We start from the raw sequence: 24,186 nt of genomic DNA, 5'->3' as shown, positions 1-24,186 counted from the left end.
AACGCACTCTCTCCTTCAAGGGTTCATTCGAGCCCTTTTTATAGGTATATTTTCATAATATTCGAACTATTATTCTTGTGTTATCTGCTTAATGCGACGATTGATACATTGATTGCATCCGTTCATGCAGCAATGCTGCTGTTTCTGTCATTAATTTTTTTCCGATCTCATCCACGTGGCGATTGCGCCAGTTTTCTAATTTCGATCCTTTGACCCATTGATTAAAGGCTCCCAGCGCCGGACCGCAGTGAATTTGATAATCGACCTTCGAATGTTCGCTTCCGCTGATTGCCATGTTGGAGCTGTTTCTGAAGTACCATCGGAAAATCAAAGCCATTTTATGCTTCGGGTTTTGTTCAGCCTTCTCAATTTCAGCCGGGGGATAATGCGTTGTAATATCTTTATATATGTCTTCTATAGTGCGTTTGAAGTATTTCTCCTCAAGCTGAGTCAGCATCTTTTCATCCAGCTCACGTATTGACCCATATCGCTGGTACAGTTCATATAACTTGCTTGCCCGAGCCGGATAGAACACGCCTTTCTTCAGCACTTGCACTTTACTGCCCGATTCAAACATATCACCCGCTGGCGCATAAGCTGTATCTTGTACATTCATCTGCTGAAGCAAATCCTTTACTTTGTCACTTGTTGCCGCCTCAACCGTACATTGGTTAATCGAGCCTGTTACAATAAAATCAGCACCGAGCATAAAAGCTGCCATCGCTGCATCAGGCGTTCCAATTCCTCCAGCTGCACCCACTCTTATTTTTTTCGGATATTGATATTTTTTCATCATTTCATCTCTTAACGCTGTCATCGCCGGCATCAGGCTGTATGCCACACCGCCATCTGTATGGCCGCCCGAATCAGCTTCCACACAAATATCGTCAGCCATCGGAATGCGACGCAGCAACTCAGCTTCATTCGCGGTGATTTTATTTTCTTCCAATAGCTTTTGCAGCATATTCTCCGGCGCAGGACTCAGAAATGATTCTGCAACTTCGGGACGCGATATTTTGGCAATGAGACGATTTGAGCATTTGATGTCGCCATTTGGATTTCGTTTCACTCCTTTTGCGCGATACCTTACCAATGCGGGAGTGACACTTAAAAATGCTGAAGCTTCCACAGTTTTCACTTGATGCTTCAATAAAAGATCAATCATTTTTTCTTCTGATTCAGTATGTTTCATATTATGGACGAGATTGACGCCGTAGGCTTGTCCTTCTCTTAATTCACCTTGAATGGTGAGGATCGCATCTTCAACCTCATTCAAGCTCAGACCGCCTGTGCCAAAGAACCCCATCATTCCCGCTCTTGCCAGCTTTACTACCATTTCTTTCGAAGCAATGCCGCGGTACATTCCTCCTGCAAGATAAGCATATGTAAGATGATACTCTTCTTTAAACTCAGCACTTCCTAAAGATTCTGCTGTAATCCCGGCTTGCACATGAGGCCGATGGTCTGCAGCTTTTGGATGACTGGAAGCAAGTTTCTTTTCAGGTGTATGCGGTAGCGGTTCTGCTTCATTTTTAATCCGGTGAATGAGTCCGGTTAATACAGTTCCAGGCCCGATCTCTTCAAATTCCATTTCTCCTCTTCCCAGCAGAAAACGTATGCTGTCCGTCCATTTCACTGTACTGTCCATTTGTTCAGATAATGTTTCTTTTAGCCTGTCCTGATGATATGGCTCTGCATAGACATTAGAGATAACCGGGATAGCCAAAGGCGCAAAATGGAATGAGTCGATAAATTGCTTAAATTCCTGTTTTGCTTCATTCATATATCTGGAATGAAAAGCTCCGCTTACATTTAAAGGATGAAACAGCTTTACATCCTTGGTGTTTTCAAAAACGGTTCGGGCTTTTTCGATCTCGTTTTTTTGGCCGGAAATCACAATTTGCCGGGGCGTGTTTTCGTTTGCCACATCAATGTCATGAAGACGGTGATCTTCTAAAACGGCTGTAACTTGTTCCTTAGTCAGGCCGATCACAGCGGCCATTCCGCCTCCTGTAATCCGCCCCATCAGTTCGCCTCTTTTTTTGACAAATCTTAACCCGGTTCCAAAATCAAATGCCCCCGCTGCAAACAGCGCATTGTATTCTCCTAAGCTATGTCCGGCCGCAAAATCGGGTTTTCTGCCGGTCTCCTCCACTCTCTTCAAATAACTGAGTGCATTGACGACGTACAAAGCCGGCTGCGTGTATTGAGTATGATTTAAATCCAAATAGCATTTTTCGGTACACAGTTTTTCTATTGAATAGCCCAATATTTGATCTGCTTGGTCAGTCAAATGCTGATATTGTTCAAACAGCCCTTGTCCCATTCCCTTTTGCTGGGAGCCTTGCCCTGGAAAAACATATGTAATCATCTTGTAAACTTCCTTTCTGGTTTACGAAAAGACTCAACCGTTTTCAGATTTTTCAGCTCCTGATGAAATGGTGTCATGATCGAGCAGCAGCGGTCAGCTGAATCTCCTTGGATCAGCTGTTTCACAAAAGCAGCTAAGGTGCCGGACGGGCCTAAATCGATAAACCGGCATGTGTGCCGGGTTTCCAAATATTGAATCGCTTCGCGAAATCTCATTGGCCTTCTGACCGCATCCCAAAAGAAATGCTTGTCCATTTTGAAAAGGCGGTTTCCAGTTAAACTCGATACAAGCGGTATTGACGGATTTTGAATAGACATTGATCTTAGAAATTCTGCGTAGCCGCTTTCTGCCGGATCAATAAGCGAAGAATGAAAGGCATAGGACACAGGCAGCAGCTGGCAAAGAATCTGTTTCTCTTTTAAATCCTCCATGAGCTGCTTTATGTTTTCTTCTTCACCAGAAATGACGAAGTGTGAATCATAATTAATCGAAATAAGTTCACTATTTCCAAACAGCTGCGGATCATCATTCAGTAATTGCGGTTTATCAAGAATGGCCAGCATTTTTCCTTTTTCGCAGGAATTTTGGATGACAATGGCCTGTTCAAGTATGCTATCCAGTACATTCTCTGGGTCTGACACACCGGACACAGCCGCTGCCATGAATTCTCCCAGACTTGTTCCCAATACGTAATCAGGATAGATTCCCCTATCCTCCAAAACCTTATATAAGGAATACTCAACCATAAAGATGGCGGGGTGGGTAAAAAGAATGCGATCAAACGGATCCGACACACGTTTAGCAGGATGATAAACTTCTTCAACAATGGATGTGCCGATCCGCCGTGCTGCAATGGCGTCCATCTCAAGCATTGATTGGCGAAACACGGTGTTTCCTTTAAATAATTCCTTCCCCATATGGTAGTACTGGGAACCTTGTCCGGAAAACATAAAAACGAGCGGTTCATTCATATGCATAACCTACTTTTTTATATTTATAACGGCTAAATTGATTTCTCATCTCCATGTATACTGCAAAAAGAAATAAAGGAGAATCAACTTTAGAGAGGATTGCTTTTGGTGCTCTGGATGCGGATCTTTTATGAAGTGATCGTAGATGTATGTTGGTATTTTAAAATTGATGTAACATGATGACAGGATCAGCAAAGAACATCGACTCTATGATTACTTGGGTGCGGTTAAAAGGAGATCTTCTAGATGTGAGAGCGATGATTGGCATATCGGCCGGCATAGTTCAAATGTCTAATATGGCTTGAAACATGTTTTATCAGCCCTTATGTAACAGTATATAAAGTAATTCATTTAGAAACAGTGTCAATCGAACGATTGCATCTCTAAAACTTTATACCTCAATTTGTCCCTAGCACTGCCATGGGAACAATTGATTTCAGCGGGTCATTGGTTCCGCATCTTTCTTTATGCGATGAATTAACCCTGTTAACACATTACCGGGCCCTATTTCCTCAAACTCCATTTGGCCTTCTCTCATTAGATAGCTTATGCTCTCGGTCCATTTCACGGAATGATTGATTTGATCTGCCAGCGTCAGTTTCATGAATTCGTATGTATACGGTTTGGCATACACATTAGAAATAACCGGGATAGACGGAGGCGAAAAATGAAAGGTATGAAGGAACTGCTCGAATTCTTCTTTTGCTTTATTCATGTATCTGGAATGAAACGCGCCGCTTACGTTTAAGGGGAGTACCATTGTCACTTCAGTCATCGTTTCAAAAAGAGATGCGGCTTTTTCAATTTCATCTTTTTTGCCTGAAATCACAATTTGATATGGGGCGTTCACATTAGCAATATCAACGTCGTGTAATTGATATTCTTTCAGAGCCTTTGCAACCTGCTCTTCATTTAAACCCATAATAGCTGCCATACCGCCGTTGCTCACCATACTCATCAGCTCGCCTCTTTTTCTTACAAGCTTTAAACCTGTCTCAAAATCAAAGGCTTTAGCTGCAAATAACGCATTGTATTCACCCAAGCTGTGCCCGGCGACAAAATCTGGCATAGCTTCTGCTTCCCTGATTTTTTTTAGATAGCTTAATGCGTTTACCACATATAAAGCCGGCTGAGTAAATTGTGTTTTGTTTAAATTAGAATAAGGATTTTCCAGGCAAAGACGTTTGATTGAATATCCTAAGATCTCATCTGCCTGATCCGTCAGTTCTTTAAATTCATCGAATAGATCGCTGCCCATTCCCTGTTTCTGTGAACCCTGGCCCGGAAAAACATATGTGATCATTCCTCAAAGCCACCCTTCCGATTAGTAGATGCGGTTTACTTCTATGATTTTATAAAAAATAGTGATGACCGGATAAATAGTAGCATGTTCATGTTGATGGTAACCTCTGTAAATATTATCCGTCAAGTTAATTTTTCCTACAGTTTAGTCGATTGTTTTCCTGTTTTTTTCAATTAGGGCATAAAGGATCAGAAGATACAGCTAAACATAAGAAAAATGACCCGTATCACGTATGGGACGCAGATATGATGAGAAACGCTTCACCTTATCGCCTGAGCTTTGTTCAATATAAATAAAATCCTTCTATATAATCATTTTAAAGATGACTAATCATTTAGATATTCGAAGGAAAATAGGATAATAGATTCAGAAGACTTATTTAAAATCAAAAATACCCTTTTGGTTTTTGCGAGTGCGAAATTTCACAAAATATTCTTTCTTATCAATTTGAAAGTAAATATTAAACTGATAAAGATCCTCAATCGAATGTCCGGGCGCTTTGCCAAATGAGTGGCCAGGATAAACGCGTACATAGGGTAAAACCTCCGACTTAATCCTTTGAATGCTTTTGTACATCTCTTCCGCAGAACTGCCATCATCCTCACATATGCCGCACCCTTCTGTAAATACCGTATCTCCTGTAAAAATACTCTCAGAAAACAAATAACACATTCCGCCGGCTGTATGCCCCGGTGTGAGAAGGCATTGCGCCCTTGTATTCCCTATTTTGATCGCCTGATGATCATGCAGGCCAATTAAATTTCTGCATCTGAATTGATAATAATCAATTTCTTTTTTTGACATATAAACTTGAGCGTTAAACATCTTCGTCAGCGGCTCTACCAGGTTTACGTGATCATAATGAGAGTGGGTCAATGCGATTGCTGTTAATTCTAATTTCAGTTCAGAAAGTTTATTCGTTATTTTATTCAGTTCCCATGAGGGATCAACAACAATTGCAGTTCTGCTCACAATATCTTCAATGATATAGCAATAATTCGTCCAGCCTTGATAGCTAGTTTTAATTGGATGTACCTTATAAGTAAGATTCATTTACACCATTCCTATCATGTAAAGTTCCTAGTCCATCTTTCATTCCACTTTACCAAACAGCATGATTGTTTTCCATTTTTTTCTGAGATCCTTGTTTTTGTGCATATAAAAAAGCTATTCTATTGGAAACATCTCCAACAAAAATAGCTTTCTCGCGCTGCGTCTTATTGATTTCTTTCTTCTGTCTCATGTATTTTTTCTGTGCAAATTGATTCTACATGCTGCATAATGACACGTTTGATTCTGTCTTTATTCACTCGCACAGGGTCAAGCATCGCATGTAAAGCCAAACCGTCAATAAGCGCGTAAAGTCTCTCAGCTTCAATGTCTTTATCTGTATTCTGCTTTAGCAAATCAAATTCACCTAAATAGGCAATCAGATTCCGTATACCGCTGTAGATCCCGTCATGGTTCGCATCAAACATATCCTTTTTATGTCTGGCGTAAACCGTAAAAGCAAACCACACCTCCATTTCTCTAATTGTTTCTTCATTTGTCGGGACAATTTCAAGCAAAATATGTAACACTTTTTCCTTAGGGGGCAAATCCTTCATTGCAATGTCCTCGATACGGCCTATCGCCTTTTCTTGAACGAGCTTCATTGCAAAAACAAGCAGCTCATCCTGAGTAGAGAAATAATGGCGCAGCGCACCTAATGACAGCCCTGCTTCCTTTGCAATGTTTCTGGCTGAGGCTCCCTCCATCCCCCGTTCTAAAATCACACGCCACGTCGCTTCTGCAATTTGTTTTCTTCTTTTCTCATGGTCAATTTGTTTTGGCATAGCTTTATTGTAACAAGAAAAAAAGAAGAGAGCAATTTTTATAATACAGTTGTGTTACAAAAACAAAGGTGGTAACATATTATTTAAATAATACAACTGTATTGAAAAGAGGGGAATGGATTGAACGGTATCGCATGGATGATTGTCTTCTGTGAAATTGCGTTTTGGGTTGTGATTGTTTTAGGGCTTGCTGTACGCTACCTATTCAAACAGCATACATTAGGACTGCTATTCCTAGCCTTAACTCCAGTTATCGATTTGATCTTATTAGCGGCCACTGGTGTGGACCTTTACCGCGGAGCCTCAGCGACTGCTGCCCACGGGATTGCTGCTGTTTACATCGGGATATCGATCGCCTATGGGAAACAAATGATTCGATGGGCGGACGAAAGATTTCAATATTATGTGACAAAACAAGGATCCAAACCGCTAAAACGCTATGGAATGGACTACGCCAAGCACTATGCAAAAAGCTGGATAAGGCACGTGCTGGCTTACCTTATCGGTGCGGGACTATTAGCAGGGATGGTCTATTTCATCAATGATTCTGCCCGTACCGAGGCATTAAGCGGCATTCTTAAAATGTGGACAGTCATTTTAGGCATTGATTTTCTTTTTACCGCCAGTTATTTTATCTGGCCGAAAAAAGAAAAAGCTTCGGAGAATTTCAAAAGTTAACATGATGAGAAAAAAGGTCCTTTCCGCTGGAAAAGGGCTTTTTTAGTTTTTGTAAATATATGTTATACTGTTTTTCAAATGATCTGCTAGGGTACTTGAACTCTTGCTATTTTTATTCGGAATAAGCTTAGGAGCTTCATATCCTAGCCGGGTAACTGTTTGGTGAGTAAGCAGGTGAAGGGAGCGTCATGCTTGAGTCAAAAAGAACAGAACGAGCAGTTTAAAGATTTAAACCTGAGCTCAAAATTAATCGTAATTGTATCTATCATTCTGATCGTTGCCATTGCACTTGCGGTGATCTTCGGCGGCTTTTTCTTCGGGATGAAAGGATTATTCTCCATTCTGGGCATTACTTACGATTCCAATCAAACATTAGTTTTATTTATTTTGGTCTGTTTTGCTGCAGGCTTGATCATAGATCCACTCACAAAGCTTGTCTCTATGATTCTGGCAAAATCATTTTCATTGAAAAAAACTGCACTTTTTGCTTTCACACTGTACTTTGTGAGCAATTTCATAACGATCTGTTTTGCAGATTACTATATGCAGTCTATATTTATTTCAAATGTCTTGCTTTTTGTGATATCAGCATTGATGGCACTCATTGAACTTGCCTTTGATAACCAGCCAAACAGAGAAGCAGCTTAAGATTGCCTATGGGAATTTAAGTGTTTTTTGCTTTTATATCATTCTGATCGTTTAGTTTGGCGGAAAGTCCTCAAGAAATTGTAACGTGATGAGTGTAATCATAGAATCATTGATGATCGATATGGCAGAAATCAATAGCTCCTTATATTTTTACATTACCAATGATAAAAGCGAAAAAAACAGAGTTTCCTTTCATAATTCAAAATAAAACTTCCTGTTCACACGAACAGGAAGCAAAACACAATGATGTAATTAAATTCTGCACTCTAGAATGATTCTTCCATTCGGATCATCTAGTTCATCCAAAAAGATAATTATTTTTGGCCCGTATGCCATGTGTTTCCACCCCCTCATCCAAAATATACATTAATTTAAATTACCTGTAAATTACAATTTTGTTATACAGAGGGGTATACCTGTGAAGTATAATGGTGTTAACACCGCTCACATGTTTACATCAGTTTCTTATAACCTGTCCTCCAATGCCTACACTCCCAACACCACGCGTTTGAAGCTTTTCCATTTCATATATTGATGTACTTAAATTTCAAAATAAATCACCCGACCCTAATGAAGACCTGTTTTTAAACTAAAACACGTACGCTAATATGCGTTTGCCCATTTCGCCATTCAAAAATCTGCTAATTATTTTGATCAAGTTAATATATGAACTACATTCTTATCCCTTTAAAAAGTTACTTTTGTTATCTTTTTAGTTTATTAAAGATAATTTAAAGTGTTTATCAGCAAAATTATGGTATCGTTGTTTCTGTTCATGTGATTTACAGTATTCACTACTAAGTACATCAATATTAAATAGGAGTTTATAAAATGGTTAAAAAAATCTTACTTTCTCTTATAGCTTTAGCTATTATAGTTGCTGGCGTTTCTTTACTTATGCATTTTAACAGCAGAAAAGCAGCCGGAGATAAAATCGATCATTATATTTCTGATTACGGTATTCCTCAAAAAGAGATTGAGTCTGAAGATTACCCTATGTTTAATTCTTTAAGTGCACCTAAAGGTTTTACTAAAGCGGTTTTTGTAAAGAATGAAAATCATAAAGGCAACTATTACATTTTTGATTATGATCCTTCTAACAAAAAAATAACTTTCTCGGGTGTTGTAGACGGAAATGAAGTATCAATCAATGATAAATTAATAAAAAAATTAAAGTACCAACCATCTGATAAAGTTTTAAACCAAGAGTAAAGGCCCTATCTTTTGAGGGCTTTTTTTAATTCAGCAGGTTTTGTTTTGGTTCATAAAGCCCTTTCATCAGCTAGAGCTGTCTGACGACATTGCCAGTCTCACAAACGAGAGATTCAGATAGGCAACACATTCGGGCAGATTTCTATATTTCAACTAAGTTCACAAATAATTAACAAAAATTTCCTTGTATATTTTTCCACCACGTGTGATAATACAGTTGTATTAAAAAAACAAAGGGAGTGTTTAAAATGAATTTAAAAAAAGCTTTAACTGGTTCCGCATTGTCCCTTGCTTTACTTGTTTCCGCATCTCCTGCATTTGCAACTACTTCTTCGAGCACAAACACAACGCCTGAAGCAAAGGCATTAGAAACTTGTACAACAAAACCATTCGGTCCATATTACTCAAGAAATGAAATTCCAAATTTCATTAATGACGGCGTGAAAAAATGGTATCTAAAAGGGGTTTCATCGTGGGATGGAGTATGGTATGGATATTATGAAAGTTGTAACTAATATTAAGGGGGAGGCTCCCCCCTTTTTTTATGCCTTCTTCCTTTCAGTTCAAAGCCAATAATATTGCCACTCGTCAAATTCGTGTAGTTGGTTCGATCATGCTGTCAATCCCCTATCTCCGGCAGAATTGTAATTGCAAAGAATAAAACTACTGCAATCCTTCCAATGAGTCAATCATTTGTTCACTTTTTGAAATGATTGTTTCATCACCAATCATTTTCAGATCGTCTGACTTTGCCACGGGCACCGGTATGTAATCTTGCATTATTATTTATTCTCATGCTTGCTAAACTGTCATCGCTTCGTCTTTCATAGATTTAATTGCCCGCTGGACTACCTGTAGATTAGGCTATATTTTTTATATGCAAAGCTTTAATAAACCTGTCATTCTCTTTATTGATCCGCTGTATTTCCTCCCGAGTCTGCCGGAACTGACTAAACGTTATATCCTGCTGACACTTGTTTACCTTGATGATTTCCATTAGCCCAAGAACTTCATCAGCAAACAGGTTTATCGTCTGCTTCTTGCAACTGGAAGGCTGTAAGAACCCAGGTCGGTATAACAAATCCCTGAAATACCCTTGCGAAAAACAACGCCCGATAATAAAGTGAATTTTTTATTGATTCATATCGCAGAAAGGATCGGCCCCTCCGCGTCACATTTTATAGCCCATTTCTAAATCAATTCTTGAAAGATTATCTTTTGATGTTGCACGATTGTTTTCCCGCGCTCCGACGTTTCCGTTAATTTGATTGATTCTATTGTTTCCGTCACTCACAATGACGTAATTTTTGTCATTTTCAATTTGATTAAATACCTGTTTCAAATTTTCTATATGTTTTGAACAGTTCTCTGTAAACGCCCACGTATGGTATATATAAATGTTTAGTTTCTATTTTCGGATGACGTCAACTACTAATGACTGTCATAAGATCCAATCATCGTTCATCGGGGAAACCTGTAGCTTTGTTTGTGGTTTTTCAGTTGGAATGATTGGAGGTTTTTTTAAATACTGCAAATGCTCTTCTTCCTTCATGACCTGTAATGGCTTTTCCATTCTGACGCGAGTTTTATATTCCGTCATGTCATCATCTTCTTACTCTTCGTTTAATTGTTGATGCGGCAGACTAAAGCGTCTTAATTTTATCGTCTGACTGGCATTCCAGAAATGTTTTTCCGTACCCGCCCAAGATAGTGGATCTCAATCAAGTGCTGACGTTCTGTTCATTTCAACAGTTCTCGGACTCTCCTAACTTTATCCCAACTCCAAACCTTAGCAATTAGTAAAGCGATAGACGCGGTTGCAGAAAAAAATGATTTACATCATATTACTCCGCATGGTCTAAGTACTCATGCAATCATTCTGTTAGAAATCTTAAATATGTAAGCCTTGTCCATACTACAGTTAATATGGCTGCAGTATTCATTTCATCGAAAAACACAATAAAAAAAGCATTGATCAATTCGAAGAATATCTCAATGCTTGAAAAAATGTACGGACAAAATACGGGTCTTTTCCCCCTACATCACGCGCTTGAACATCTTTTCCATCTCATAAGTGGAATGGTGAATGATGATCGGGCGGCCGTGCGGGCATGTAAAAGGGTCTGATGTGCTTCGGAGATCGTTCAGAAGCGCTTTGATTTCGTCATTTCTGAGGTGGCGGTTTGCTTTGATGGAGCCCTTGCAGCTCATCATGATCGCCGCTTCCTCGCGCAGTTTTTTAATATCAATATGTTTGGAATCGAGGACCTGCTGAATGATTTCTTCTATCAGCTCAGCTTCTTCTCCCTTTGGAAACCAGGCCGGGTGGCAGCGGACGATGTAGCTGTTCGAACCAAATGACTCTAAAAAGACACCGACGCTTTCGAGCTCTTGTTTATGCTGTTCAATAATCAGCGCCTCGTTCGTGGAATAGTGGAACGTCAGCGGCAAGATCATATCCTGCACCTCAGGCTCAACCTCTCCCACCTTTTCACGGAAGTATTCGTATTTAATCCGCTCCTGTGCGGCGTGCTGGTCGATAATATACAGGCCGTTTTCGTTTTGTGCCAATATATAAGTCCCATGCATTTGGCCGATTGGGTACATAATCGGAACCCGCTCAGACGTTGGCTTCGGCTGTTCCTCATGGTATTCTTGCTCAAATGCTTCAGGCTGTTCCTCTGAAACATCAGGCACCTCAATGCTTTGTTCCTGATCAACGATAGGAGGAGCATCAAATTGGAGAGGAGGCAGTTCTTCCTCCACATCAACCGGCTCTTTCACGACTGAGCTGAGTTTCATTGGTGAATAAGATGGTGCAGCCGATTTTTCCGGAACTTTTCTTTCCGCAGGCTTTTCATCAAAGGTGATAAACTGCTGCTCATTTTTGATAACAGGTGCCGATTTTTTCGGAAGCTGGGCACTCGGAATCAGCTGCTGCTGTTTAAATACATCTTTAATACCGTCACGTATTAAGTCATGAAGCTCTGTTTCCTTGCTGAGACGGACCTCAAGCTTCGATGGGTGCACGTTGACATCGACTAAAATCGGGTCCATCGTAATTTCTATAAAGGTAATTGGATGGCGCCCGATCGGCAGAAGCGTATGATATCCTTCATGCACCGCTTTGACGAGCGGGAAATTTTTAATGTAACGGCCGTTGATCACAGACGACATATAGTTTCTCGACGCCCGTGTAATCTCTGGGAGGGCAATATATCCCTTTACTTCAAAATCCAAAGAGCTCACATGCAGCGGAAGCATTTTTTTGGCGACAGCTGTGCCGTAAATCGCCGCAAGAACTTGGCGCACATCTCCGTTTCCGTTCGTTTGAAGCAGGTTTTTCCCATGATGGCGCAGGCGGATTGATACCTCGGGATGCGCCAGAGCGATACGGTTGACTACATCTGTAATATTCCCAAGCTCTGTATGAACGGTTTTCATATATTTCAAGCGGGCCGGTGTGTTAAAAAACAGGTTGGAAACGACAATTTCAGTTCCCTTTCTGCTTGAGGAACGTGATTCGGAAATGATGTTTCCTCCTTGGAGCACGAGCTTTGTCCCCGCTCCTTCACCAGTGCTTGTCGTAATTTCAAGATGGGAAACTGACGCGATACTCGGGAGTGCTTCTCCCCTGAAGCCAAGCGTTCTCACCCTGAATAAATCATTTTCATCTTTTATTTTACTCGTTGCGTGGCGGCGAAAAGCACGCTTGCAATCTTCCGTTTCCATTCCTTCGCCGTTATCCAACACTCGAATGGATGCAAGACCTGCTTCCTCAATATCGATTTCAATGACTGTGCTGTCAGCGTCGATCGCATTTTCCACCAATTCCTTGACGACTGAGGCGGGCCGTTCCACAACCTCGCCCGCCGCTATTTTATTTGAAAGCTCATCTGACAGCTGGATGACTTTTGCCACATCCATCACCCCGTTTTAATGTAATTTCTTTTGCAGCTTATACATTTCATTCATCGCTTCAAGCGGTGTCATATCCAATATATTAAGTGATTTGAAGGCATCGAGCACTTGCTTTTCTTTTTTTGAAAGCTTTGGCGCTTCAGCCGGCTTTTCCGCTGCATCAAAAAAGGACAGCTGTGCCGGCTCTTCTTTCACCTGAGGTTTCTGCACCGGCACTTCCGGTTTGGTTCCTGAGTGCTCAAGCTCTTTTAAAATATCTTGAGCGCGCGCTATGAGATCTTCCGGCAGCTCGGCAAGCTGGGCTACATGAATGCCGTAGCTTTTGTCAGCCGCCCCTTCTTTAATTTGATGAAGAAAGACAACCGTTCCGTTATATTCTTCAGCGCGGACATGAACGTTTTTCAGCTGCTGCAGCTTGTCCTCAAGAACGGTCAGCTCATGATAGTGCGTGCTGAACAGCGTCTTGGCGCCGATATGATCGTGAACATATTCGATAATCGCTTGTGCCAGCGCCATGCCGTCATAAGTGGACGTTCCCCGGCCGATTTCGTCAAACAGAATAAGGCTGTTTTTCGTCGCATTGACAATCGCATTTTTGGCTTCAAGCATCTCCACCATAAATGTACTTTGTCCGGAAATCAAATCATCTGCAGCGCCGATTCGCGTGAAGATTTGATCAAAAATCGGAAGCACCGCTTTCTTCGCGGGTACAAAGCAGCCGATTTGCGCCATGATGGAAATGAGCGCGATTTGTCTCATATACGTGCTTTTCCCAGACATATTTGGACCTGTAATGAGAAGCATTTGTCTGTTATCGCCCATCATACAATTGTTCGGGACATATTCCTGGCTGTCCATGACTTTTTCAACAACCGGGTGTCTGCCTTCAATCACTTCAACTTCATCTTTAGAAAACGCCGGTTTCGTATAGTGGCGATTTTCACTGATTGTCGCAAAGCATTGCAGTGCGTCAAGCTCGCTCATCTGTTTGGCAAGCTGCTGCAGACGCGGAATGTATCGCTTCACTTTCTCACGCAGCTCGGTGAATAGCTCATACTCCAGCTCGCTGATGTTGTTTTCCGCTTCTAAAATGAGCGCTTCTTTTTCTTTTAGCTCAGGTGTGATATAGCGCTCAGCATTTGTTAGCGTCTGCTTCCGTTCATAGCGCCCTTCCTCAAGCAAATGCAAATTCGCTTTTGTCACTTCAATATAATAACCGAAAACCTTATTGAAGCCGACCTTTAAAGAGCGAATGCCCGTGTATTCCCGCTCCTGCTGTTCCAGGCGGGCAATCCAGTCTTTTCCGTTTCTGCTTGCGTCACGGTATTCATCAAGCTTTTGATTGTATCCGTCTTTAATCAAGTTCCCTTCTTTTAACGATAAAGGAGGGTTTGCGTACAGCGCTTCTTCCAGCAATTCAAGCACATCCCCGCAAGGATCAATTCGCTCCGCGCGTTCCTTGGCCTTATCATGAGCCAGTGAAGCAACCAGCTGTTTGATGCCAGGCACTTGCTTTAACGATTCCTTCAGCTGAATTAAATCCCTTGCATTGACATTTCCGAACGCGACGCGGCCTGCAAGGCGTTCTAAGTCATATACTTCTTTTAAACGTTCACGCAGATCTTCTCGTTCGAAGAAGTGGGACATTAGTGTCTCCACCATTTCTTGGCGCTCTTCGATTTGATTGACCCTGATAAGCGGACGGTCAATCCACTGTTTAAGCAGCCGGCCTCCCATGGCAGTTTTTGTTTCATCCAGCAGCCACAAAAGAGAACCTTTTTTATATTTCGAACGGATCGTTTCAGTCAGCTCCAGATTACGCTTTGAGTACAAGTCAATTTTCATCGCTTCCTCAAGCTCATACACCTGCACGGGCTGAAGATGATCAAGGCTGCGCTTTTGGGTTCTTTTCAGATACGTATATAAACGCAAAAATGTTTTTCTTACATCTTCATGCTTTAAGTGTTCAATGATTGTTACGTGTTCGTCTGTTTCTCCATCTTCAATTGAGATCGTTGCACCGCACCGCTCTTTCAGCTGTGCGACCGTATCGCCATCCAAGCTTCCTGAAACCACGATTTCCCGTGCGCCGACTGAATAAATTTCTGATATGACATCTTCAAGCCGTTCAATCAGGACAGCTAAATTTTCTCCCGTTGTTAAATCAGACAGCGCCAGCCCATACCCGTTCGAGCATGCGGAAACAGATGCGATAAAGTTGTTTTCTGATTCGTGGATGCCTTTTCCGTCCATTACAGTTCCGGGCGTAATCAGCTGAACCACTTCCCGTTTCACAACGCCCTTTGCGGCTTTCGGATCTTCCGTCTGTTCACAGATAGCCACTTTGTACCCTTTTTTAATAAGCTGCTCGATATACGCGGAAGCAGAATGATACGGCACACCGCACATCGGTATTTTTTCAGCCGCACCGCCGTCTCTGCTCGTTAACGTAATTTCCAGCTCTTGCGACGCTTTTTTGGCGTCTTCAAAAAACATTTCGTAAAAATCACCCAGGCGAAAAAATAAAAAGGCATCCTGGTGCTCTGCCTTTATTTTTAAATATTGCTGTATCATAGGCGTATAACCAGCCATTGTTTAATCCCTCACTATGTATATACGTTTCTTATTTTCCAACCTTCATTATAACATAAACAAAAAGTGATAAAAGAATGATATATCAATATAAAAAAGAGACTTGGGGGTGCTGTCTCCCCTAGTCCCTTTTTTATTCTTCAGGATCTCCCACTAAAAATTCCGGGTTGATGTCTTCCAGCTCTTCATCAAGCTCATCTTCCCAATCCTCTTCGTCATCCTCTTCCCAATCAGGATTGACTTCAACGACTACCTTTGTTTCTCCTACCACTTCCGCTAAAAATTCCCTTTCTGCCTGCACAACAATTTTATTTCCATTCGGTGAAATGGTCACTTCAAGGCAGTTTGGCTGCTGAAGGACTTTGGCAATCACTTCATGCTCATCATCTAAGTAATTGTTGTCTCTGTATCTGAGTTTAATGACATCTACGTATTTCACCCGTTCGGTGACAACCTCTGTTTTTGTGTTGTCCGCGTAAGAGTACCATACGTTTATATCATAATACCCTTCAATTTCTACTGTTTTCCCGATTTTTTCAGCGTCATACTTGTGGTTAATGATCCAACCGCCCAAAATGCTGCTCGGTTTTTTCTCAGGGGAGATGGTGTTGGTGCATTGGGTGAATTTTCTGCCTTTCGCTACTACCGCCTTCGTAATAATTTCCCTGTATTCAGACATTCCGGCATGCCTCCTTGTTCTTCTTCGTGTTATCTTATGCTGGGCATTTGTCTAGTGTGCATTTTTATAAATAAAATATAAAAATACAAAGTTTCTGTTCCATTGTATGCAGCCGCGCCTAGAAACTTTACTTATAAGTGCGATAAAGTTTATTCGCGGCTGAACACCGAAAAACAAATTGAACATTTAGTACATATATTATTTAGTTCACTTAATGAATATAAAAAACACGGGCCTGTAAAGGCACCGTGTTTAGAAAGAACAGCTGTTATTTGAATACTTCGCTTTCGAACCGGTTTCCCCTTTTAGCAGGTCGCCCCCGGTTGATGTGATGATTTCATTTGTGACTTGGTTTGAAATGGTGTGCGCAACGAGCTGCAGAAGGTCATTTACCTCCATCTGCGAGTCTCTGAATTCCTGAATAACAGGGATCTCTTCAAGCTCTTCTTGCAGCGCGTCAATTTTTGCTTCTACTTGTTTGAGCGCTTCATGCTTTTCATAATGCTTCAGATTGACAGCCTGTTTTTGCAGAGCTTTAATCTGATTAACGATTGCAGACACTTTGTCATTCTCATTGATTTGCGCTTCAGCCCGTTTGAAAAAATCAACCTCTTCTGTTTCAGAGATCATTTTTGCAAGGTTTCGAGCCTGCTGCACAATGTCTTTTTTTGAGTAGAGCGTCATCTTATTTCACCTCGATTGCTTCTCCTACCATTTCTCCGTCAAGCGACCATGTTTTCGCTTGCTGGATTTTCACGCGGACGATTTTGCCGATGGCTTCCTTCGGCCCTTTGAAATTGACAAGCTTGCTTTTTTCAGTGTAGCCTGCAAGAATATCAGGGTTATTTTTGCTTTCACCCTCAACTAATACTTCGACAACCTTGCCTTCGTATTCCTTCATTTTTTTAGCGGAAATTTCATTCACCAGTGCGTTCAGACGCTGAAGACGTTCTTTTTTCACCCGCATCGGTACATTATCTTTCATTTTGGCAGCCGGAGTGCCCTCACGCGGAGAGTAAATGAACGTATAGGCGCTGTCAAATTCCACTTCACGGTATAGTGAAAGCGTTTCTTCAAACTGTTCGTCCGTTTCGTTCGGGAATCCGACGATAATATCCGTTGTCAAAGATGCGTTCGGCATTGCTTCCTTAATTTTTCGAACGAGATCCATATAACGCTCTCTGTCATATTTACGGGCCATCAGCTTCAGAACCTCTGAGCTTCCTGATTGAACAGGTAAATGAATGTGATCAAGCAGGTTGCCGCCTTTTGCCAGCACTTCAATGAGGCGGTCGTCAAAGTCACGCGGATGACTCGTTGTAAAACGGATTCTCGGGATATCGATTTTTCTCAATTCATCCATCAAATCACCGAGGCCGTATGTCATATCTTCAAAGTCTTTTCCGTACGCGTTTACGTTCTGGCCTAATAGCGTAATTTCCTTGTAGCCTTCACTTGCGAGCCTTCTCACTTCCTGAATGATTTCTTCAGGGCGGCGGCTTCTTTCTTTTCCGCGTGTGTAAGGCACGATGCAATACGTACAGAATTTGTCACAGCCGTACATGATATTGACCCAGCCCTTAATTTTTCCGTTCCGGACTTTTGGAAGGTTTTCAATCACGTCCCCTTCCTTGGACCAAACTTCTACGACCATTTCTTTTGAAAGGTATGCTTCTGACAAAAGCTCCGGCAGGCGATGAATGTTATGCGTTCCGAAAATCATATCGACAAACGGATGTTTTTTCAAAATCCGATTCACGACTGATTCCTCTTGGGACATACAGCCGCACACGCCTAAAATCAGATCGGGATTGTTTTTTTTCAGCGCTTTTAAGTGCCCCAGCTCACCAAATACCTTATTCTCGGCATTTTCACGGATCGCACATGTGTTTAACAAAATGACATTGGCATCGTCAACAGAGTTTGTCGCTTCATATCCGAGCGCCATAAAGATCCCTGCCATAACCTCTGTATCATGTTCATTCATTTGGCAGCCGTACGTACGGATATAGAACTTTCTTCCGTCTCCCAATCCTTTATATTGCTCAGAAATTTTAAAGTCATTATGATAAGTAACGGCTTCCTTGCCTCGTTTTTTCGCATCTTTTAAGGAAGGCGGAATGTAAACAGCTTCAAAGTACTTGCTGTAATCCTTCTCGGATTTTTTGTCCGATGGATTAACTTGTCCGCTCTCTAACTTTTGTTTTTCATTCATGTCATGATTTCTCCTTTCAAACCAAACTTCCACCCTCCAGTATAAAGGTTATTGGCGCTCTGCACAACTGGCAACCTATCATTGTACACTCATTGAGAATAATAATCAATAAGGAATCAAAAGAGGAAGAGTATTCTCTTCCTCTTACAATAGCTGGAGCTCCTTAGCCGTCTTTTCGATGGCGTCAAGCGCCTTATCCAGTTCTTCTTTGGTGTGCTCAGCGGTAATAATCGTTCGAATTCTGGCTTTTCCCTTAGCAACAGTCGGAAAAACGATGCTTTGGGCAAATATGCCGCGCGAAAGGAGCTGATCAGAGAATGCCTTTGCCGCGCCTTCATCACCTATCAAGATAGGAAGAATCGGTGTTTCACTCTGCGTGAGAGTCAGACCCATTTTCACAAGCATTGATTTAAAATAGGCCGTATTTTCCCACAAGCGCTCCATATGCTCCGTCTCTTCCAGCAAGACATCAATCGCTTCCATACAAGCTGCGGTCACGGCCGGCGGATGGGACGTGCTGAATAAAAACGGACGGCCTTTATGGCGTAAATAATCGATCAGCACCTTTGATCCGGCAGCGTAGCCGCCGAGCACTCCGATTGCCTTGCTCAGCGTTCCGACCTGAATATGGACTCTGCCGTCCAGACCGAAGTGATTCACCGTCCCTCTGCCGTTTTCGCCAAGCACTCCCGATGCATGGGCGTCATCCACCATCACAAATGCATCATATTTCTCAGCGAGCTCTACAATATCTGGCAAAGGAGCGATATTGCCGTCCATGGAAAATACGCCGTCTGTTACAATCAGACGCATCCGGTAATTCATTGACTTTCTCAGCACCCTCTCTAAATCACTCATATCGACGTGCTGATACACCTTTTTATCCGCCTTTGTCAATCTGATTCCGTCTATAATAGAGGCATGATTTAATTCATCTGAGATGACAATATCTTCTTTTGTCAGAATACTTGAAAGTATACCTTGGTTTGTTGTGAAGCCTGATTGGAAAACAAGTGCCGCCTCGGTTTTTTTAAAGGCTGCCAGCTTTTTCTCTAGTTCTTGATGCATTGTAAATGTACCGGCAATCGTTCTCACTGAACCGGTGCCTGCTCCAAATTGCTGAACGGCCTCCTGTGCGGCTTTAATGAGTCTTGGATGTGAAGTAAATCCGAGGTAATTGTTAGAAGAAAGCTGAATGACGTTTTTGTGATTCACTGTGACAGATGGGCCCTGCATGGATTCAAGCTGTTTTATGTCTTGCCATGTATGGTTTTCTTTCATTCTATCTAGCTCTGCTTTTAAAAACTCAAATTTCTTCATCATGTTTATCCCCCTTTTATGGAATTAAAATTACTTTTCCGCACTGGCCGCTTCTCATCAGTTCAAATCCTTTCTCAAATTCCTCTAACGAAAACTGATGGGTAATAACAGGTGAAAGATCGAGAACGTTTGAACTGAGCAATTGTGACACCTGCCGCCATGTCGAAAACATTTTTCTTCCTGTGATTCCTTGGATCGTAAGTCCTTTAAAGACCACTTTATTCGTCAAATCAATTGTCACCGGATGTTCCGGCAAGCTGAGAATATGAAACCTTCCGCCATTGGCAGCCATCGCAAGACCTTGGGCAATCGCTGAGGGATGTCCCGACATCTCACAAACGAGATCCGCTCCTTCTCCATCTGTTAAAGCGCTTACAATTTTGAGCGGATCTTCTTTTTCGACAGAAACAGTATATGAAGCCCCCATTTGTTTGGCAAGCGCCAACCTGTATTCATTTTTATCGATCGCTATTACCTGTGAAGCACCTGCTGCTTTTGCAACCGCAACAGCCATAAGACCAATCGGTCCGCATCCGATGACAGCAGTCGTTCCTCCTGCTGGCTGGCTCTCGAGCACTGTGTGAACCGCATTTCCTAAAGGCTCTTGAATAGAAGCAATCGCCGGTTCCATATCGGCGGGATTCTTCCAAACGTTATCAGCTGGGACTTTTACATACTCCGCAAAACAGCCCGCTGTGTCCACTCCGATAATAGCAGTATTGCTGCAAACATGAGATTTTCCTGTCAGACAAGGGACACATTCGCCGCAGACAATATGGGTTTCCGCCGAAACATACTCCCCCACTTTTACACTGCCGGCATTCTCTCCCACAGCTTCAACAATGCCGCTGAACTCATGGCCGAAAACATAGGGTGGTTTGATTCTCTGGCGTGCCCATTGATCCCAATTATAAATGTGTACATCCGTGCCGCATATGGAAGCAGCTTTTACTTTTATGAGGACTTCATGTTTATCGATCTCAGGAATGGGAACTTCAGTCAGCACAGCACCGAACGTCCCGTCCTTTTTCATTAGAGCTTTCATCTTTCCACTCTGCATGTACAATCCTCCTTGAAAAATTCTTGTTACATTCGGATTGTACCATGATATGGAATAAGCGTAAACAGCACTGTCTTTCTGATAAGGACAAAAGTATCCGTCTTAAAAAATGGGCGGATTTTTTTTCTGAAACGTTCTTCGTCATTTCTGATTTTTGTATTTTCGTCATTTATATGCCGATAATACTATTGGGAGAAAATATCACAACAAATGAAAAACAACCTGTTTGCATCACGCAAACAGGTTGAGAATGCTTTATTTGTTTTTAGCGAGGCTCCACGATTAATTTAATCGCCGTTCTTTCTTCCCCATCAATCTGAATATCAGTAAAAGCCGGAATACAAATCAAATCAACGCCGCTCGGCGCCACAAATCCCCTGGCAATCGCCACAGCTTTCACAGCCTGGTTTAATGCACCCGCTCCAATCGCTTGAATCTCGGCGGCCCCTCGCTCTCTTAACACGCCTGCAAGCGCACCTGCCACTGAATTTGGACTCGATTTTGCTGAAACTTTTAAGATTTCCATTTCTGCTCCCCCTTAGTTTTACAATGGATAAGTGAGTGTTCATTAGAACAATCATTATTAGATGTTGCTATCCAAAAAGCCATCCCCACAATGCTTTTCAAAAATAGCGGGCTACCTTCCATTTTTACTATATTCACTAAGGAGTTGCTATATTCCTGCTTTTCTTTTTAATATTTTTATAAAATAACCATATGTTCAATTATTCAAAGAACATGTGATCATCATTGATTAAAATACGTTCAATTTTGACAGCTTTTTTCGTTTGATCATCAATATCAATGACAACTCCGCTCAGCGTTGTTCTTCCTTCAGCGACAGTAAATCGCACCGGAAGGTTTGTTTTGAATCGCTTGATAACTGTTTCTCTGTCCGTCCCCAGGATACCGTCATATGGGCCTGTCATGCCTACATCTGTAATATATGCAGTACCCTTCGGTAAAATGCGGTTATCCGCTGTTTGCACGTGTGTATGAGTTCCGACAACAGCTGAAGCCCGACCGTCAGTATACCAGCCGAGTGCGAGCTTTTCACTTGTCGCTTCAGCATGGAAGTCAATAAAAATATACGGCGTTCTTTTCGCAGCCTCGGCAATTAATTCATCCGCTTTTAAAAACGGATCATCAAGCGGAGGTAAAAACGTACGGCCCTGTAAGTTCATAACGGCAAGTTCTTTTCCGTTTGCTTTCACATAGGTCATCCCTTTTCCCGGTGTTCCCTCAGGAAAGTTTGCGGGGCGAACCAAGTTCGGAACGTCATCTATAAAATCGAAAATTTCTCTTTTATCCCATGTGTGGTTCCCCATCGTGATTGCATCTGCGCCGGCTTGGATAAAACCGTGATAAATTTTTTCCGTCAGGCCCTTTCCATGTGCGGCATTTTCACCATTAATAATGGTAAAGTGAGGCTTATATTTTGTTTTCAGCTTGGGTACATATTCTTTTACCATGTCACGGCCCGGTGAACCGACAACATCTCCGATAAATAAAATTCTCATTTTGTAAATCCTTTCTTCTTGAAAATTCCTTGGCCGTCAAAAAAATAAAGTGATGCTTAGCGCATCACTTTATTTTGCATACTCTACGGCTCGAGTTTCTCTAATTACTGTCACTTTAATATGACCTGGATAATCGAGCTCGTCCTCAATTCGCTTACGGATATCTCGCGCCAGTCGATGAGCTTCAAGATCATTAATTGAATCCGGCTTCACCATAATACGCACTTCGCGTCCAGCCTGGATAGCAAATGATTTTTCAACACCTTCGTAGGACTCAGAAATTTCTTCGAGCTTTTCAAGTCTTCGAATATAATTCTCGAGCGTCTCACTCCTTGCGCCAGGTCTTGCAGCGGAAAGCGCATCTGCTGCCGCTACTAAGACAGCGATAATGGAGGTCGGCTCCTCATCCCCGTGGTGTGATGCAATACTGTTTATCACGACTGGGTGCTCTTTATATTTGGTCGCAAGCTCTACCCCGATTTCAACGTGGCTTCCTTCTACTTCATGGTCAATTGCTTTCCCGATGTCGTGAAGAAGGCCCGCACGTTTAGCAAGCTTTGCGTCTTCTCCAAGTTCCGATGCCATTAGACCGGCCAAAAATGCGACTTCCATGGAATGCTTAAGCACATTTTGACCGTAGCTTGTACGGAACTTTAAGCGGCCGAGAATCTTGATGAGATCTGGGTGGAGGCCGTGAACGCCAACCTCAAATGTCGTTTGCTCACCCATCTCACGAATATAGTCATCGACCTCGCGGCGAGATTTTTCAACCATTTCTTCAATCCGTGCCGGATGAATACGGCCATCCTGAACGAGTTTATCAAGAGCAATCCTTGCTGTCTCACGTCTGATCGGATCAAATCCGGAAAGAATGACAGCTTCAGGCGTATCATCAATAATCAGGTCAATTCCTGTCAGCGTTTCAAGCGTACGAATGTTACGCCCTTCCCGTCCGATGATACGTCCTTTCATCTCATCATTTGGAAGATTGACAACTGATACCGTTGTTTCGGCAACGTGGTCCGCTGCGCAGCGCTGTAAGGCGAGTGAAAGAATGTTTTTCGCTTTCTTATCCGCCTCTTCTTTCGCGCGGTTTTCAGTTTCTTTTGTCATGATGGCGATGTCATGTGAAAGCTCGTTTTCAACCCGCTCAAGAATGATTTGTTTTGCTTCATCACGAGTCAGACTCGAAATTCGTTCCAACTCTGACTGCTGCATACGAATCATCTCATCCACTTTGCTTTCCATCTCTTCAATATGTTGTTGTCGTTCATTCAGAGAATGATCTTTCTTCTCCAACATCGCTTCCCGTTTATCAATTCCCTCATGTTTACGATCAAGGTTTTCCTCCTTTTGGAGTAAACGGTTTTCTTGTTTTTGAAGCTCATTTCGTCTTTCACGAACTTCCTGTTCAGCATCTATTCGAAGTTTGTGGATTTCATCCTTTGCTTCAAGCAGAGCTTCTTTTTTCAGTGCTTCAGCATCACGCTTTGCATCTTCAAGAATTTGCTCGGCTGCACCGCGTGCGCCCGCAATTTTCGCTTCGGCAATGGTTTTACGAACAAAGTAGCCAACAACTAAACCGAGTAGAATCAGCAAAATGGAGATGAGAACCATCATAATTGGGGTCATACTTTCACCTCCTCTTGCTATGAACTTGGTTGTTGCTTAAATAAGTGTCGGCATGTACATTGTCTAGTTTTCTCAACATACAGAACCTTCACAGGGAATGAGTATTTTCATCGCCCTTGTCAAGTTTAAATGGTTTAACAATCATGTTAAAAAAACAAATGTTACAACTTCATTGTAAATGTGTCGGAAATACTTGTCAAGCTTGCCATCTTAACGTTTGCAGACGAGT

Annotated in this window: 21 protein-coding genes and 1 pseudogene; 4 read left to right on the top strand and 18 right to left on the bottom strand. The window is 42.1% G+C overall.

The window, feature by feature from the left end; all coding sequences use genetic code 11:
• Nucleotides 1-88 precede the first annotated feature (88 nt).
• The 6 genes and pseudogenes from fabD (EFK13_RS09400) to EFK13_RS09375 all read right to left on the bottom strand — a co-directional run bounded on the left by fabD (EFK13_RS09400) (nt 89) and on the right by EFK13_RS09375 (nt 6,480).
• On the bottom strand, nt 89-2,371 hold the full coding sequence (gene fabD, locus EFK13_RS09400; protein ID WP_129505654.1) for an ACP S-malonyltransferase: 2,283 nt from the start codon (nt 2,369-2,371) through the stop codon (nt 89-91).
• Nucleotides 2,368-3,342 (bottom strand): acyltransferase domain-containing protein, encoded by a 975-nt coding sequence (locus tag EFK13_RS09395; RefSeq protein WP_129505823.1) that lies wholly within the window; start codon nt 3,340-3,342, stop codon nt 2,368-2,370. The genes fabD (EFK13_RS09400) and EFK13_RS09395 overlap by 4 nt, the downstream gene beginning before the upstream one ends.
• Before the next feature lie 436 nt (nt 3,343-3,778).
• Complete coding sequence (gene fabD / locus EFK13_RS09390) at nt 3,779-4,645, bottom strand: ACP S-malonyltransferase (RefSeq protein ID WP_129505655.1); 867 nt, start codon at nt 4,643-4,645, stop codon at nt 3,779-3,781.
• A gap of 1 nt (nt 4,646) precedes the next feature.
• Nucleotides 4,647-4,846, bottom strand: a pseudogene (locus EFK13_RS09385) (hypothetical protein); the annotation flags it as partial.
• 174 nt (nt 4,847-5,020) lie between these two features.
• A complete protein-coding gene (locus tag EFK13_RS09380) occupies nt 5,021-5,698 on the bottom strand; it encodes an MBL fold metallo-hydrolase (RefSeq protein WP_129505656.1) in 678 nt (225 codons plus the stop codon).
• 164 nt (nt 5,699-5,862) lie between these two features.
• Nucleotides 5,863-6,480 (bottom strand): TetR/AcrR family transcriptional regulator, encoded by a 618-nt coding sequence (locus EFK13_RS09375; RefSeq protein ID WP_129505657.1) that lies wholly within the window; start codon nt 6,478-6,480, stop codon nt 5,863-5,865.
• Nucleotides 6,481-6,600: 120 nt separating this feature from the next.
• On the opposite strand from EFK13_RS09375, the gene EFK13_RS09370 reads away from it, so the two are divergent.
• From EFK13_RS09370 to EFK13_RS09355, 4 genes are all read left to right on the top strand, one after another.
• Nucleotides 6,601-7,158, top strand: a complete 558-nt coding sequence (locus EFK13_RS09370; protein WP_129505658.1) for a hypothetical protein — start codon at nt 6,601-6,603, stop codon at nt 7,156-7,158.
• Between the two features lie 192 nt (nt 7,159-7,350).
• Complete coding sequence (locus EFK13_RS09365; RefSeq protein WP_129505659.1) at nt 7,351-7,806, top strand: regulatory YrvL family protein; 456 nt, start codon at nt 7,351-7,353, stop codon at nt 7,804-7,806.
• Nucleotides 7,807-8,637: 831 nt separating this feature from the next.
• On the top strand, nt 8,638-9,018 hold the full coding sequence (locus EFK13_RS09360) for a hypothetical protein (RefSeq protein WP_129505660.1): 381 nt from the start codon (nt 8,638-8,640) through the stop codon (nt 9,016-9,018).
• Nucleotides 9,019-9,266: 248 nt separating this feature from the next.
• A complete protein-coding gene (locus EFK13_RS09355) occupies nt 9,267-9,533 on the top strand; it encodes an LCI fold-containing protein (RefSeq protein WP_129505661.1) in 267 nt (88 codons plus the stop codon).
• Nucleotides 9,534-10,189: 656 nt separating this feature from the next.
• On the opposite strand, the gene EFK13_RS09350 is transcribed toward EFK13_RS09355, so the two are convergent.
• The 12 genes from EFK13_RS09350 to rny all read right to left on the bottom strand — a co-directional run bounded on the left by EFK13_RS09350 (nt 10,190) and on the right by rny (nt 23,957).
• A complete protein-coding gene (locus tag EFK13_RS09350; RefSeq protein WP_240034905.1) occupies nt 10,190-10,360 on the bottom strand; it encodes a hypothetical protein in 171 nt (56 codons plus the stop codon).
• A gap of 99 nt (nt 10,361-10,459) precedes the next feature.
• Entirely contained in the window at nt 10,460-10,591 is a 132-nt protein-coding gene (locus tag EFK13_RS21075) for a hypothetical protein (protein ID WP_283107649.1), read from the bottom strand.
• Between the two features lie 464 nt (nt 10,592-11,055).
• Nucleotides 11,056-12,939, bottom strand: a complete 1,884-nt coding sequence (mutL, locus tag EFK13_RS09345) for a DNA mismatch repair endonuclease MutL (protein WP_129505662.1) — start codon at nt 12,937-12,939, stop codon at nt 11,056-11,058.
• A 15-nt stretch (nt 12,940-12,954) separates the two neighbouring features.
• On the bottom strand, nt 12,955-15,531 hold the full coding sequence (gene mutS, locus EFK13_RS09340; RefSeq protein WP_129505663.1) for a DNA mismatch repair protein MutS: 2,577 nt from the start codon (nt 15,529-15,531) through the stop codon (nt 12,955-12,957).
• Nucleotides 15,532-15,664: 133 nt separating this feature from the next.
• The gene (gene cotE / locus EFK13_RS09335; protein ID WP_003231833.1) at nt 15,665-16,210 is read right to left on the bottom strand and encodes an outer spore coat protein CotE; all 546 of its coding nucleotides are present in this window, start codon (nt 16,208-16,210) and stop codon (nt 15,665-15,667) included.
• 252 nt (nt 16,211-16,462) lie between these two features.
• Nucleotides 16,463-16,894 carry a regulatory iron-sulfur-containing complex subunit RicA gene (ricA, locus tag EFK13_RS09330; RefSeq protein WP_064813970.1) on the bottom strand — a complete coding sequence of 144 codons (432 nt, stop codon included), beginning with the start codon at nt 16,892-16,894 and terminating at the stop codon, nt 16,463-16,465.
• Between the two features lies 1 nt (nt 16,895).
• The gene (miaB, locus tag EFK13_RS09325; RefSeq protein ID WP_129505664.1) at nt 16,896-18,425 is read right to left on the bottom strand and encodes a tRNA (N6-isopentenyl adenosine(37)-C2)-methylthiotransferase MiaB; all 1,530 of its coding nucleotides are present in this window, start codon (nt 18,423-18,425) and stop codon (nt 16,896-16,898) included.
• Between the two features lie 144 nt (nt 18,426-18,569).
• Nucleotides 18,570-19,748, bottom strand: coding sequence for a glycine C-acetyltransferase (locus EFK13_RS09320; protein ID WP_129505665.1), 1,179 nt, complete (start codon nt 19,746-19,748; stop codon nt 18,570-18,572).
• Between the two features lie 13 nt (nt 19,749-19,761).
• On the bottom strand, nt 19,762-20,805 hold the full coding sequence (gene tdh / locus EFK13_RS09315) for an L-threonine 3-dehydrogenase (RefSeq protein WP_129505666.1): 1,044 nt from the start codon (nt 20,803-20,805) through the stop codon (nt 19,762-19,764).
• Between the two features lie 265 nt (nt 20,806-21,070).
• Entirely contained in the window at nt 21,071-21,331 is a 261-nt protein-coding gene (gene spoVS, locus EFK13_RS09310) for a stage V sporulation protein SpoVS (protein WP_003154135.1), read from the bottom strand.
• A 199-nt stretch (nt 21,332-21,530) separates the two neighbouring features.
• Nucleotides 21,531-22,325 carry a 2',3'-cyclic-nucleotide 2'-phosphodiesterase gene (ymdB, locus tag EFK13_RS09305; RefSeq protein WP_064813828.1) on the bottom strand — a complete coding sequence of 265 codons (795 nt, stop codon included), beginning with the start codon at nt 22,323-22,325 and terminating at the stop codon, nt 21,531-21,533.
• Between the two features lie 69 nt (nt 22,326-22,394).
• A complete protein-coding gene (rny, locus tag EFK13_RS09300; protein ID WP_003221010.1) occupies nt 22,395-23,957 on the bottom strand; it encodes a ribonuclease Y in 1,563 nt (520 codons plus the stop codon).
• Nucleotides 23,958-24,186 lie beyond the last annotated feature (229 nt).

The organism is Bacillus cabrialesii, assembly GCF_004124315.2.
GTDB classification, from domain to species: Bacteria; Bacillota; Bacilli; order Bacillales; family Bacillaceae; genus Bacillus; species Bacillus cabrialesii.
Note: the sequence above shows the minus strand (reverse complement) of the source record. Positions and strands in the feature narration are given on the sequence as shown.